Below are 14,189 nucleotides of genomic sequence, written 5' to 3'. Positions count from 1 at the left end.
TTTTATATACATCCTTTTAAAAACAAGCCTTCACGACGTAGTTTCACGTGGAACAATTTATCTACCCATATAAATCAACAGCACCGAAACATCACTCGGTGACACTCCGCTTATTCGAGAAGCCTGAGCAATAGTTGCAGGTTTAATCTTGCTTAACTTTTGTTTCGCTTCGATTGACATTGATTTGATTTTATTATAATCAAAGTCTTCCGGAATTTTAACTTCTTCTAAACGTGTTAATTTATCTGCATTGTTTCTTTCTTTTTCGATATAACCCGAATACTTTACTTGAATTTCGGCTTGTTCCAAAATCTCTTGATCTAGATTGTTTTCTTCAATATATGTTTTGACTTTATCAAATTGTAACATGTCCTCTAAGTCAATTTGAGGGCGTGAAAATATCTTAAACATCTTATCACCTTGCGAAATAGGCGCCGTCTCTTTTGCTTCTAAAATCGGATTTGTTTCGGCAACAGAAACGCTGGTTTCTTTGAAAAAATTCACCATTTTTTCTGACTCGTTTAACTTAAACTCCATTCGGCGTAAACGTGCTTCAGAAGCCAAACCTATTTCATACGACATAGGCGTCAGTCTAAAATCGGCATTATCTTGGCGTAATAAGGTTCTATATTCGGCACGTGAAGTAAACATTCGATACGGTTCTTCGGTTCCTTTGGTAATCAAATCATCAATTAAAACTCCTATATACGCTTCGTCTCGTTTTAAAATTAAAGGCGCTTTATCGTGTACTTTTAAATGCGCATTAATACCCGCCATCAATCCTTGGGAAGCCGCTTCTTCATATCCTGTAGTTCCATTAATTTGTCCAGCAAAATACAAGCCTTCTACCAACTTCGTTTCTAAAGTGTGTTTCAATTGTGTTGGAGGAAAATAATCGTATTCAATAGCATATCCTGGGCGCAAAAACTTTACTTTCTCAAATCCAGCAACCGAACTCAGCGCTTTAAACTGAATGTCTTCTGGTAAAGAAGTGGAGAATCCGTTTACGTATACTTCGCAGGTTTTCCAACCCTCTGGTTCAACAAACAATTGGTGTCTTTCTTTATCGGCAAAACGATTAATTTTATCCTCAATAGAAGGACAATATCGCGGTCCTAAACTCTTGATTCGGCCATTAAACATTGGCGAACGATCAAAGCCTTCTCTTAAGATGTCGTGCACATCTAAAGAAGTATAGGTCATATGACAAGATCTTTGATGAATCAATGGAGCTGTTATGTCTGAATATGAAAACTTATCCGGTTTTGCATCCCCTTTTTCTTCATTCATTTTTGAATAGTCCAACGAACGTCCGTCCACACGCGGAGGAGTTCCTGTTTTCATTCTTCCTGCTTGAAAACCTGCCTTAACTAAATCCTCTGTAATTCCAAAAGAAGCACTCTCTCCCGCTCTCCCTCCTCCAAATTGTTTTTCTCCAATATGAATTAATCCGTTTAAAAAAGTTCCATTGGTTAAGACCACAGATTTGGATTTAATCTCTATTCCAAGAGATGTTCTAACACCTAAAATTTTACCGTTTTCGATAATCAATCCGCTCACCATTTCTTGGTAAAAATCGAGATTGGGAGTTGCTTCCAACATTATTCTCCATTCTTCCGAAAAACGCATTCTATCACTCTGCACTCGCGGAGACCACATCGCCGGACCTTTAGACTTATTTAGCATTTTAAACTGTATCGCCGTTCTGTCGGAAACAATTCCAGAATACCCACCTAGTGCATCAATCTCCCGAACAATCTGCCCTTTAGCAATTCCACCCATAGCAGGATTGCAAGACATTTGCGCTATGTTCTGCAAACTCATTGTAACCAAAAGGGTTGTCGAACCTAGATTTGCAGCGGCAGCGGCAGCTTCACATCCTGCGTGGCCCGCACCCACAACAATTACATCATACTCGTTTAAAAACATTTTCTTATTGATTTAACCCTTATAATAGGATTGTGAATTGAATATATTTGTAGATGTTCCACGTGAAACATCTTGATTGTGATTTAAAAAAATTAATTATTGTTCCACGTGAAACATTGCTAATTTTTCGTCTTCTTTAGACCGCATTAATTGCTCGTCGGCTTCTGTTTTGTCTTTATATCCACAGTAGTGTAACACTCCGTGAACCAATACGCGTTTTAACTCTTCTTCAAACGAAACCTTGAAATCATTTGCGTTGTCTTGAACTCTTTCGACCGAAACAAAAATATCGCCGTTTAACTCATTCCCCATCGAATAATCAAAGCTAATGATGTCGGTTAATGTGTCATGATTGAGATATTCTAAATTGATTTTTAAAAGATACTCATCATCACAAAAGATATAATTAATCTCTCCTTCCTTCTTGTTTTCTGAAACAATCACTTGAGACAACCAAGAGGAAATAGCCTCTTCATTCTCTAAAGTAAAGTTGGTTTCGTAATTGAAATCGATCATTTATAATTAAAATAATTTTGAACCTTTTCATTAAAATTCGAGCGCAAAGGTAAGGATTGTCTATTTAATATTTCAATGCTGTTCAAATATTCTAGCAAAGGCTTAGGCAAGCCTTTAGCGGAGTTTGAGAATTGCTTTTTATTCGTTTCTGATTCGCGCTTATTATCTTCTCCTTGTTGTTGTAGTGCTGATTTTAACTTTAATAATTCTTGTTGAATATTCGTTGCTTTTTGAATGGTTTCGTTCTTAAAGCCTTTGTTTAACAATTGCTTTTCTAGTTGCTTCATTTGCTCTAAAGCCGACTGCCCTTTACTGCCCAATCCTTGTTTTTCTAACTCGCTTTCAAGCGCGTCTCTAAGCTTGCGTTGCTCTTTGTAAATTCGCATAATAGTTTCTGCATCATCTTCACCTTGTTCGCCATTTTGACCGTTTTTTTGTGGTTTGCCTGACTTACCTTCTTGTCCGTTTTCTTTCATCCCTTGCTTCATTTGTTCGCCTAGACCTTGTTGTTTTTTGATGATGTCTGGCAATTGCATTCCTTGTCCTTGTCCCGGTTTTGGTTTTCCACTGCTCATTCCAGATAACGACAATTGCATATTGAACAACTCATCGCTCAAACGATCTGCAAGAATATTAGCACTTGAAACTGCAAATTGTTGGTGTGAAACACCCTTGGCAAAACGAGAATTTGTTAGTGATTCAACAGCATTGTTAATGTTATATTCAACATTACCCACTTGCTTAGTAACATCTTCGGCAAATTTAGGATTGCGCAAAGACATCGCAAATAAACTATCATCAATATGTTTGAATTGCTGTTTTAAATTTTGTTGGGTTTTTAAGTTTTTATTGAATGAAGGAGAAGTTGATTTTGTGGATTTAAATTGTTTCATTACCGCTTCTTGGGCATTAGAAAATGCTAAAAGATTATCTGTGATTTGGCGTAACATTTTTACATCTTCCTGCAATTGTTCCATCTCGGATGACTCCATACTCTCTTTCATTTCTTGAGACATTTCTTTCATTTTTTTTGCTGCAGCTTTTTGCTTGGATTGCGCTTTTGGAGTGTTGTTTTGTTGTAATTCGTTTAGGGCTTTTTTCAAATCCTCATCAATGCTTTTTTCTTTAGCCTCTTCATTTGGCAAGTCCAATGGTGATTTTAATTCTTTATTGTCTTTTTGAAGCTCCTTCAATTCTTTTTGAATTTTATCAAAGGCCAAATTAATATCCTCCTGCTTGTCAGATTTGTTATCTTTCCCTTTATTGGATAACTGCTCTTGTTGGTTAGAAAGTTGGTCTAATTTATTGGCCAGTTGTTCCGCTTTCTTCTCTACATAAAATCGCTTAGTAAGCTCTACCAATTGCGCTAAATTTTTAGTTTGGTTTTTGCTTTGCTGTTTGTAATTGTCTAGTTTTTGAAGCAACTCCTCTGCTCCTATTTTGTCGTTTAACTTTTGAAGTTCGTCCAACAACTTTTTGTTTTGATCGGATTCTTGAGCTGCCTTTTCTAAACGTTTTACTAAATCTTCTTTTAAAGGATCTTTCTGTTCCGACTTAAAATTTTCTAAGTTGTCTTTCATCTTTTCAGCAAATTCCCGCATCATTTGTTCTTGCCTTTTTTGACGCTTTAAGAAATCAGCTACTTGTTGTTGTTCTTTGAATTCAAACTCGTTTTTTTCTTTGCCTAATTTTTTTAATTTATCCAATTCGGACAATTGCTTTTCTTGAGACTTGAGTGACTTCTCTAGTCTATTCGTGTTTTCATTTTGTTGTTGTAAGGATTGCTCTTCTTTCTCTTCTGTTGTAGCTAAACGAGAAGAAAAAACAGAGGTCTTGGTACTCTTAAATTGATGTAATGCATCGTTATCAAAAACCTCAAAATAATACTCATACACAATTCCTGATTGAATTGGTAAATTACTAGGAAAAGAAAAAATAAATTGGTCAAAAGCAGCAGACTTAATTGCGATGGTTCCACGTTTAGCATTAGTGGGTTTGTCTTTTGGATAATACACTATCTGTAGCTTTGACAAACCGTAATCGTCTGCAATTTGACCTACATAATAATTTGTCCCTAACTTCAAGCTATCTGGAGCAGGGTTTACTTGAATGGTAGGAAACTGATCTTTCACAACCGCTAATTGATAATTCAGCTTTTCGTGCTGTTTTACAGTAGAATTAGAACTACTAATCTGATAATCTGTATTTTGAAGAATGTTTTTAGATAAAACAAATTGATTTCCTTGCTTAGTAAAAGAATTCTCAGTTACCGCCCTTTTCCAAATCATTTTTTGTGTAGCCTTGGCAGTTATTTTCCAAATTACTTGGGTGCCTTCGGGAATAATCGCATTACCCGTTCCTTGAATAATTTCAGTTTTCTTTTTTAAATAAGACGGGTAACGCAGCTGCATTTCAAAATTAGTGATTGAAGGCAATGCAACAACTTTTAATTGATGCTCGTTGGAACTAACTTCATTCGCTTCTAAATGAAAATTCAAGTCTTGTGTGGGATTGGTTATTTTAAATTCAAACTCCCCCGGTCGAACGGACTCCATATAATAACTTTCGTTATTGAAAAAAATCATTGTTTTCTCGGGAACCACCTTTCCTTCGGTTCTCACCCGAATGGTGAAATCTTTATTCTCTTCGGTGGTTAAAGAAGTATTCAGGATTTTAAATTGAAATGGTGCTTGCGGCGCAAACGGCAAAGTATAATGTACTACTCTGTCAAGGCTTTGAGAAAGAAGGGTTCCGTTGCCCGTTGCGTAAAACGTCAAAATACAAACCAATGGCACCATTGCCCACGGCAAATACTTTTTATTAGCTTTAAAATTAACAGCCTTGGTAAACGGAATAGGTTGTAACTCGATTGATTTTTGTTGGATGGACGCCAATAACAATTCCGATTGCTCTTTGTTTTGTGCCAACTGAAGAAAGTTAGTCAGCTTATCTCCTACTTCGTTAAAATGGTTACCAATGATCTCAGATGCTTGTTGATAATCGATTCCCTTTTGTAGTTTAACCAACTTAAAGGTCGGCAACAGGATGAAGCGAATTAATAAAACTAATTCAACCAAAACAAACAAACAAAACAAAAAAGTGCGTCCTGTTGGCTGCAGCCAAAGAAAGAATTCAATACTTAAAGTGAAAATAAAATACAGTAATCCCAAACCGAAAAAGAAGATTGTTCCCTTTATCAATTCATTGGTGTAAAACTTCCTGATGAAAGCTTCTAATTTCTGATATATAATTCCTTCTGTTGACAAATACGAGCGGTTTGTTTTTAACCAATAAAAGTAACAATTTATAAGAATACAACGCTGTTAAAAATTCAATCAAAATATCAAGTAATTTGAAGCTATATTTGCAGAAGAATAAAAAGATAAAAAAAGCTATTATGTCAAAGCCAATTCGTGTGCGTTTTGCACCAAGTCCAACAGGACCTTTACATATCGGTGGGGTTCGTACCGCCTTATTTAATTATTTGTTTGCCAAGAAAAATAACGGAACTTTCTTCTTACGAATTGAAGATACCGATCAAAATCGCTTTGTTCCAGGAGCCGAAGAATATATTTTGGAAGCACTTAATTGGTTAGGAATAGCTCCAGATGAAACTGTTGGAAAGAATGAAAAATTTGGTCCTTATCGCCAAAGCGAAAGAAAAGAATTATACCAACACTATGCAGATCAATTGATTAATTCTGGAAATGCCTATTATGCATTTGATACGGCAGAAGCTTTGGACGCACATAGAAAACAACACGAAGAACAAGGAAAAACATTTATCTACAATCATCACAATAGAGAAAAATTAGATACTTCGTTAGTGCTTTCTGAAGAAGCAACCGAAAAAAGAATCGCTGCAGGAGAAGATTATGTTATTCGTTTTAAAACTCCGGTAAATGAAACTTTGCATCTAAAAGACATCATTCGTGGAGACGTAAAATTTGAAACGAATTTGTTAGACGATAAAGTATTGTTTAAAAGTGACGGAATGCCAACGTATCACTTAGCAAATATTGTAGACGATCATTTGATGGAAACCTCACATGTTATTCGTGGTGAGGAATGGTTGCCTTCTATGCCGTTACACGTTTTGTTGTACCGCGCCTTTGGTTGGGATGCGCCAGAATTTGCGCATTTGCCTTTGATTCTAAAACCCATTGGAAACGGAAAATTATCTAAAAGAGATGGCGATAAAATGGGCTTCCCTGTATTTCCTTTGGAATGGACAACCGAAGAAGGTGTTTCGTCAGGTTATAGAGAAAAAGGGTTTTTCCCAGAAGCTGTGGTTAACTTTTTAGCACTATTGGGATGGAACGACGGAACTGAAAAAGAATTATTTTCTTTGGAAGAATTAGTGCAAAATTTTGATTTGAATCGAGTGCATAAAGCGGGAGCTAAATTTGATCCTGAAAAAAATAAATGGTTCAATCACCAGTATTTGATGCAACAGTCTGACGCTGATTTGGCGAAAGCCTTCTCTCCTATTTTGAAAGAAAAAGGAATTACAATTGAAGAAAATAAATTAATTAACATTGTTTCTTTAATAAAAGAACGTGCGCATTTTGTGTCGGAATTTTGGGAATTGAGTGACTACTTTTTTGAAGCGCCAAGTTCGTATGATGAAAAAGCATCCAAAAACTGGAAAGAGGAAACGCCTGCTTTAATGCAAAATTTAATTGCTGTTTTAGACGGGATTCAAGACTTTACTACTTCAACTATAGAAACCGTTGTAAAAGAATGGATGGCGGCAAACGAAATTGGAATGGGAAAAATAATGCAACCTTTCCGTTTGAGTTTAGTCGGTGCTTTGAAAGGGCCTCACCTATTTGACATTGCTGAATTGATTGGAAAACAAGAAACGATTCAACGAATTCAAAAAGCAATAGCAACATTATAAATTCAAAGCCTCTTTTATAGAGGCTTTTTTTGTATATTTAATCATTATTAACCCAATCTTTATATTATGAATGCATTTTTAATCATTTTTGGCTTTATAGCCATCATTATTTTGTTTTCTTCTTTTTTTACTGTGAAACAACAAACCGCAGTAATTATTGAACGTTTTGGAAAATTCTTAAGTATTAGACAGTCTGGTCTTCAACTAAAAATTCCTTTGATTGACCGGATAGCAGGCAGAGTCAACCTTAAGATTCAACAATTGGATGTTATTATCGAAACCAAAACCAAGGACAATGTTTTTGTTAAGCTTAAAGTTTCTGTTCAGTTTATGGTAGTGAAAGAAACCGTTTATGATGCATTTTATAAATTAGAATATCCGCACGATCAAATTACTTCCTATGTTTTCGACGTGGTTCGTGCTGAAGTTCCCAAACTAAAACTAGACGATGTATTTGAAAGAAAAGACGATATTGCAATCGCTGTAAAAAGGGAACTTAATGAAGCGATGACAACCTATGGTTATACCATTATTAATACTTTAGTAACCGACATTGATCCAGACATTCAAGTTAAAAATGCAATGAATCGAATCAATGCGGCAGATAGAGAAAAAACTGTTGCCGAATTTGAAGCAGAAGCGTCAAGAATTAGAATTGTGGCAAAAGCACAAGCCGAAGCCGAAAGTAAAAAACTACAAGGACAAGGTATTGCTGATCAAAGAAGAGAGATTGCTCGAGGTTTGGTTGAAAGTGTAGATGTACTAAACAAAGTCGGCATAAATTCACAAGAAGCTTCAGCACTAATCGTTGTTACACAGCATTACGACACGCTTCAGGCTATTGGGGCTGACACTAATTCTAATTTAATTCTATTACCTAATTCTCCTCAAGCCGGTAGCGATATGCTAAATAATATGATTGCCAGCTTTAGTGCAAGTAACCAGGTGGGTGAAGTTATGAAAAGTAGAAATAAAAAGAAAAAAGACACGCCTGTTATTCAAGAAATAATTAGTGAAGAAGAAACCGCTACTGAAGACGAAGAATAAATAAAAAGAGGCTTAATCGCCTCTTTTTTTATTGATAAGCCAATTGATTAGATACGGAATAGCGATTTGTAAAATCATCCCGTAAGAATTAGACAACTTTAATTTTAAAGATGCTAAAGCTTCCTGAAACAAATTTTCAGGCTGAAGCGATTCTTTGGTTTTATCTATGTTCAACAAAATATGCTGCAAATGGATTTCTTTCTCCAGCTTTAGCATTTCTAAATCGGCATTGATTTGATCGTAAGAGGAATATTTTTTATCCATGGTTATTCATTAAAAAAGATGGTAGAAAATTTCTCTAAAATAGGTCCTTCAACAATCTTATCTTTTACTAAAAACAATAATAAAGATAGGATTAAATAAAACCCTCCAACGGATAAAAATCCTAAAACAATATTATCTAAATAAGCGCCAATTGCGAATGCTGCAGCAATAGAACCAAACAAAATTACCATACTCAAACATATTCCTATTAAAAGGAATTTAACAATCATAGTAGTCGATTGCATTAAAACTTTAAAACCACGAAGCTTGTAATACTCCATATTGATTTCAAGATACCCTTTTGCGTGTTCTTGAATTTGTTCGGTTTGATTTTTTATTTCTTCAAAAGCCATAATCTGAGATTTGAGGTACAATTATTTTTGAAACTTAGCATTTTGTTCTTTCAGTTCGGCTAATTTTTGTTCCAAAAAAGAAATAAGATCTTCGGTTTTATGACTAACATTAGAAACCATATCTTCAAAGGAATCTTCTAAATTATCTTTTGAATGCGTCAGCTTACTTTTTAACTGTTCTGAAACTTCGTCTAATTTATGTTTCAAATCGTCTTTAGCATCCTGAAAACCATCTTTGATTTTTTCTCTTGTTTTTGTTCCTTTATCCGGAGCATACAAAATTCCGATTCCAGCTCCAATTAATGCACCCGTTAAAAGTGCTAATAAAGAATTTCCTGAAGTATTTGACATAATTTCTATTTTTTATTGGTTCCTACTTTAAAGATACAACAATTTTATTCTTTTGTGGGTTAAGAACTCGTTAAAGTGCTTTTTTTACAAGACAAAACGCTTTTAAAGGTTAATAACGGCTTTTGTTTTACAAAATGACGTGATAGGTTGTAAAAAAGAAAAAAACGCTTTAAAACCGGTTTATTTAAGTCGTTTTTAATTAGTTAAATCAATAGAAAAAGATAAAACAATAAAAACTAATTATAATAATAAAAACCCACTATGCAGCGGGTTTTTAATTTATAAAATCTATGAATGTGATTTTTTATATTTGGTTCAAAAGAGATAAAACAGTTTCGTTTTTTTCTGATGCTTTTAATTCAAATAAAATCGATTTGAAGCTATCCAAATGAATCGGGTCGTGAATCAAGTTTTGTAAAACGGCAATTCGAACTAAAGCCAATTGACTTTTTAAAGACATTGTATATAATTTTGATAAAGCTTCAGAATCAATATCAGCTGGATTTACTTTGTCTGAATGTTCCAAAATTAAATTCGCAAACAATAATGAATTGTTATCATTTTTGATGTTTTTTACAATCGTTTGATTGACTAGACTGAAATTATCAATGGTTTTAATGTTTTCGACAATCGTCTTCAATAGTAATTCAGCAGCTGAAGCCTCTTTTTCTTTAACGTATTTGTTGATTTCTTTTTGCGTATTCATCAATACGTTTTCTTCCTTCTTGCCTTTTTCTTCCCAAGCATCTTTCAATCCTACGGTTTTATTGAAAACTAACTTTTCAACCGTTGAATCCTTATCAACGTTGAAATAACCCAAACGTTGAAACTGGAATTTATCTCCCGCTTGAACGGTTTTCAAACTTGGCTCAACAAATCCGGTGCTAATTTGCAACGAATTAGGATTCATAAATTCTAAGAAATTCTTCTCTTTGTGGCTGTCTGGTGCTTCGTCAATAAACAAACGATCGTACAAACGCACTTCAGCTTCTATGGCGTGAGCAATTGACACCCAGTGTAAGGTTCCAGATACTTTTCGTTGACTGGCTTCACTTCCACTTCCGCTTCGGCTATCTTCGTCATAAGACACATGAATTTCGGTAATATTTCCAGTAGCATCCTTCACAACCGACTCTCCTTTAATGATATAGGCATTTTTTAAACGCACTTCTTTACCTAAACTCAAACGGAAAAACTTAGCATGCGCTTCTTCTAAAAAATCTTCTCTTTCAATGTATAATTCTCTAGAAAATGGCACTTTTCTAAAACCTGCACTTTCGTCTTCTTGATTGTTCTCAGCGTCCAACCACTCCTCTTTTCCTTCTGGATAATTCGTAATTACTACTTTTACAGGGTCTAAAACCGCCATCACACGAGGCGCAGTTTTATTCAAATCTTCGCGTAAGCAAAATTCTAAAAGCGAATAATCAATTACATTTTCTCTTTTGGCTACGCCAATAATATCACAGAATTTACGAATTGAATTCGGAGTATAACCTCTTCTTCTCAAACCTGAAATGGTAGGCATTCTTGGATCGTCCCATCCATCTACAAAGTTTTCTTGAACCAATTGCAAGAGTTTTCTTTTACTCATTACAGTGTAATTCAAATTCAACCGAGCAAATTCGTATTGATTTGGTCGCACTTTATTGGCATCATAAATTTGATCTAAAAACCAATTGTATAATTCGCGGTGCATCACAAATTCTAAGGTGCAAATAGAATGTGAAATTTGTTCTAAATAATCACTCTCCCCGTGTGCATAATCGTACATTGGGTAGATCTTCCATTCGTTGGCGGTTCTATGATGATGGCGGTGTAAAATACGGTACATCAACGGGTCGCGCATCAACATATTAGTCGATGCCATATCAATTTTAGCACGCAAAACGTGAGTTCCTTCTGGAAAATCTCCGTTTTTCATCGCTTCAAATAAGGTTAAATTTTCTTCAACAGAACGGTTTCTATACGGTCCGTCAACTCCTGGTTGAGTTGGAGTTCCTTTTTGAGCAGCCATTTCTTCTGAAGTTTGGCTATCAACATAGGCTTTCCCGTTTTTAATCATTAGTACCGCCCAATCGTATAATTGTTGGAAATAATCAGAGGAATACAATTCTTCGGTCCAATTGAATCCCAACCATTTCAAATCTTCTTTAATAGCATCTACATATTCCTGCTCTTCTTTAGCTGGATTAGTGTCGTCAAAACGTAAATTAACAGGCGCATTGTACTTTAAACCCAAACCAAAATTCAAACAAATCGACTTCGCGTGACCAATGTGTAAATACCCATTTGGCTCTGGTGGAAAACGGAAACGCAATTGATCCTGTGGGAAACCAGAGGCTAAACTGTCTTCTATAATTTGTTCGATGAAATGCAATGATTTTTCTTCTGATGCCATTTTAAAAATTTTGAAAAGCAAAGTTATCAAAATTGTTGGTGATTCGTCGATGTATAAGGTGGTTAATTGAGCTTTAAAACTAAAAAAACAAAACATTTTGTACTTTTATCCCATCAAAGCGATAAAAATTTATCCAGAAAATAACAAAAATGGGGACCATAAAACTAAAAAATATTCGCACTTTTTCGTATCACGGCTGTTTGGTTGAAGAAAGTAAAATTGGGTCAGATTACAGAGTGGATTTAGAAATAAAAACAGATTTACGTAAATCGTGTATTTCAGACCAATTAGCTGATACGGTGGATTATGTTCTTTTAAACCAAATTGTAGTAGAAGAAATGGCTATTCGTTCTGAATTATTAGAACATGTAGCACACCGAATTATTGTTCGGGTTTTTGCTGAAGCTCCTGCTGTTTCCCGAATTAAAATTGGCGTTTCTAAAATCAATCCGCCTATTGGTGGTGATGTTGAAGCAGTTACCATTGAATTGGAAGAGTATAGAAATTAATAGCTAAGTGATATAGTCATTAACGATAAAGTTTTTACCATAAGCCTTTTAAACTTTAAAGTTTTTGCTATATTTGCAACCCAATAAACAATTGGCGTCGTGGCCGAGCGGCTAGGCTGGGCTCTGCAAAAGCTCCTACTCCGGTTCGAATCCGGACGATGCCTCTGAAAGAGATACAGCAATGTGTCTCTTTTTTTTGTTTTATTGCGAGGCACGAAGCAATCTTAAAATTAGATAAAGTTAAGCTCCTACTCCTTTTATCCCGAAGTGTCGGGACGGGCGATGCCTCTGAATTAACCTCTCTTTTTGAGAGTTTTTTTTATGATTAATTTTTAGGAAAAATTAAGTAAAGTTATAGTTCGAATCCGGACGATACCTCTAGAAGAGATACAGAAATGTGTCTCTTTTTTTTGTTTTATTGCGAGGCACGAAGCAATCTTAAAATTAGATAAATTATTGCTCCTACTCTGGTTCTCCCGAAGCGTCGGTACAAAAAACCGGCTAAAACATTAGGTGTGTTTAGAAGTTTATATTTATCTATCCTCTATTTTCTCCCAAGCATTTTTAACCATTTCTTTTTCTTTAGGGAACCAACCCTGAGCCATTAATGCTAATCCAAAAACGATTAAAACAATACTAATTGCTTTTTTAATTTTAAGGATATTAGTGGGTGTTAACTTTGATTTTAACTGCTTGGCTAGAACCATTTTTAAGCAATCAATAAGTAAATAAGTAACAATAACAGAGGTAAAAAAAGTCATCATTCTGGAGGTTTGCATTTCTAATTTAGGTCCTACAGAAATAATAATAGCTAACCAAAAACCCAATACCCCAATATTAATAATATTTAGAAAAAATCCTTTGATAAAAAGGCTTCCGTAATTCTTTTTAATGATTTCATCATCAATCGATTCGTACTGAATTTTAGCTTGTTTTTTTAATTTAATAAATGAAATAATACCGTAAGCAACCATTAGAATTCCTCCAAAAATAAATAAAGCAGGTTTGTCTTTTAAACTAGCAATTAGACGGTAACTCCCTAAATAAGCAACTCCAATAAAGAAAATATCACCTAATACTACTCCTAAATCAAAAGTTAAAGCAGCTCTAAAACCTTTAGTAATACTAGTTTCTATTAAAATAAAAAAAACCGGACCTATCATAAAACTGAGAAAAATTCCCCAAGGAATTCCGGTTAGAATATCATTTATCATTAGTCTTGGGTTTAGGATTAAATTACTTATTTTACAATTTTAATACGGCCGCCTGCAAAAGTTTTTTTGTTGACTTGACTTGGGTTTCCGTAAATCATAATTTCACCTCCAGCTCTTGTTTTTGCGTCAGCTAATTCTGTTGCAAAAATTGTTGCTTCTCCACCAGCGTTGATACTAATTACGGTTTGTTCGGTGGTTAATTCTTTAGCTTCATAAATAGCACCTGCTGAAATCACTACATCTTGATTTTTAGCTGTTCCTGCTGTTTTTACTATACCGCCACTTGTGATTTTTACATTTAAATTAGACACTTCTAAATTAATATCAATTACAGACCCTTCTTTTGCAATAATTTCAAATCCAATTGCTTTTATACTTGAATCAGATGAAATTTGAGAACCTTCATTCGCTTCAATAGCAGTTAAATCAGTATAATAAACCTTTGCGTTAACTTGATTTCCTTTTAATAAATTAGTTAATGGCATTCTAAGTTTAAGTTCACCATTTTTATTTACAACTTCAACTACATCTGAATTAGTTCCTGAAAGCACAACTTTGTTTTCCTCTGATGCAATTAACTCCACTGTTATTTGATCAAAAGCAGTTACTTTATTAAAATCACCTACTTTTTTATCTGTTTGAGCATAGGTTAATGAACTGATTAATAATAAAATAAATAGTAATTTTTTCATAATACTGTTT

The 14,189-nt window shown here is 34.6% G+C and carries 12 protein-coding genes and 1 tRNA gene; 4 read left to right on the top strand and 9 right to left on the bottom strand.

The window, feature by feature from the left end; genetic code table 11:
• Window positions 1-57: 57 nt before the first annotated feature.
• The 3 genes from mnmG to LPC23_RS02950 form a co-directional block, all read right to left on the bottom strand.
• On the bottom strand, window positions 58-1,929 hold the full coding sequence (gene mnmG, locus LPC23_RS02960) for a tRNA uridine-5-carboxymethylaminomethyl(34) synthesis enzyme MnmG (protein ID WP_229330991.1): 1,872 nt from the start codon (window positions 1,927-1,929) through the stop codon (window positions 58-60).
• 96 nt (window positions 1,930-2,025) lie between these two features.
• Window positions 2,026-2,445 carry an rRNA maturation RNase YbeY gene (gene ybeY, locus LPC23_RS02955; RefSeq protein ID WP_229326366.1) on the bottom strand — a complete coding sequence of 140 codons (420 nt, stop codon included), beginning with the start codon at window positions 2,443-2,445 and terminating at the stop codon, window positions 2,026-2,028.
• Window positions 2,442-5,711 (bottom strand): coiled-coil domain-containing protein, encoded by a 3,270-nt coding sequence (locus LPC23_RS02950; protein WP_229330989.1) that lies wholly within the window; start codon window positions 5,709-5,711, stop codon window positions 2,442-2,444. The genes ybeY and LPC23_RS02950 overlap by 4 nt, the downstream gene beginning before the upstream one ends.
• Window positions 5,712-5,842: 131 nt before the next feature.
• On the opposite strand from LPC23_RS02950, the gene gltX reads away from it, so the two are divergent.
• Both gltX and LPC23_RS02940 read left to right on the top strand, forming a co-directional pair.
• Complete coding sequence (gltX, locus tag LPC23_RS02945; RefSeq protein WP_229330987.1) at window positions 5,843-7,348, top strand: glutamate--tRNA ligase; 1,506 nt, start codon at window positions 5,843-5,845, stop codon at window positions 7,346-7,348.
• Window positions 7,349-7,414: 66 nt separating this feature from the next.
• Complete coding sequence (locus LPC23_RS02940; protein WP_229330985.1) at window positions 7,415-8,395, top strand: SPFH domain-containing protein; 981 nt, start codon at window positions 7,415-7,417, stop codon at window positions 8,393-8,395.
• 12 nt (window positions 8,396-8,407) lie between these two features.
• Here the strand turns inward: LPC23_RS02940 and LPC23_RS02935 are convergent, their stop codons facing one another.
• The 4 genes from LPC23_RS02935 to LPC23_RS02920 form a co-directional block, all read right to left on the bottom strand.
• A complete protein-coding gene (locus LPC23_RS02935) occupies window positions 8,408-8,659 on the bottom strand; it encodes a DUF6327 family protein (RefSeq protein ID WP_229330983.1) in 252 nt (83 codons plus the stop codon).
• Window positions 8,660-8,661: 2 nt separating this feature from the next.
• Window positions 8,662-9,012 (bottom strand): competence protein, encoded by a 351-nt coding sequence (locus LPC23_RS02930; RefSeq protein ID WP_229330980.1) that lies wholly within the window; start codon window positions 9,010-9,012, stop codon window positions 8,662-8,664.
• A 21-nt stretch (window positions 9,013-9,033) separates the two neighbouring features.
• Window positions 9,034-9,363 (bottom strand): YtxH domain-containing protein, encoded by a 330-nt coding sequence (locus LPC23_RS02925; RefSeq protein ID WP_229326354.1) that lies wholly within the window; start codon window positions 9,361-9,363, stop codon window positions 9,034-9,036.
• Between the two features lie 304 nt (window positions 9,364-9,667).
• Complete coding sequence (locus LPC23_RS02920) at window positions 9,668-11,764, bottom strand: glutamine--tRNA ligase/YqeY domain fusion protein (RefSeq protein WP_229330978.1); 2,097 nt, start codon at window positions 11,762-11,764, stop codon at window positions 9,668-9,670.
• A gap of 149 nt (window positions 11,765-11,913) precedes the next feature.
• Here LPC23_RS02920 and folB point away from each other — a divergent pair, with 149 nt between their 5' ends.
• Entirely contained in the window at window positions 11,914-12,273 is a 360-nt protein-coding gene (gene folB, locus LPC23_RS02915) for a dihydroneopterin aldolase (RefSeq protein WP_229330975.1), read from the top strand.
• A gap of 93 nt (window positions 12,274-12,366) precedes the next feature.
• Window positions 12,367-12,437, top strand: a tRNA-Cys gene (locus tag LPC23_RS02910).
• Between the two features lie 369 nt (window positions 12,438-12,806).
• Here LPC23_RS02910 and LPC23_RS02905 read toward each other — a convergent pair.
• Window positions 12,807-13,487 carry a LysE family translocator gene (locus LPC23_RS02905; RefSeq protein ID WP_229330974.1) on the bottom strand — a complete coding sequence of 227 codons (681 nt, stop codon included), beginning with the start codon at window positions 13,485-13,487 and terminating at the stop codon, window positions 12,807-12,809.
• A 26-nt stretch (window positions 13,488-13,513) separates the two neighbouring features.
• Window positions 13,514-14,179 carry a head GIN domain-containing protein gene (locus LPC23_RS02900; protein WP_229330973.1) on the bottom strand — a complete coding sequence of 222 codons (666 nt, stop codon included), beginning with the start codon at window positions 14,177-14,179 and terminating at the stop codon, window positions 13,514-13,516.
• Window positions 14,180-14,189: the final 10 nt, after the last annotated feature.

Source organism: Flavobacterium ammonificans, from assembly GCF_020885975.1.
Taxonomy (GTDB): domain Bacteria; phylum Bacteroidota; class Bacteroidia; order Flavobacteriales; family Flavobacteriaceae; genus Flavobacterium; species Flavobacterium ammonificans.
This window is presented reverse-complemented; position numbering and strand designations above follow the sequence as displayed.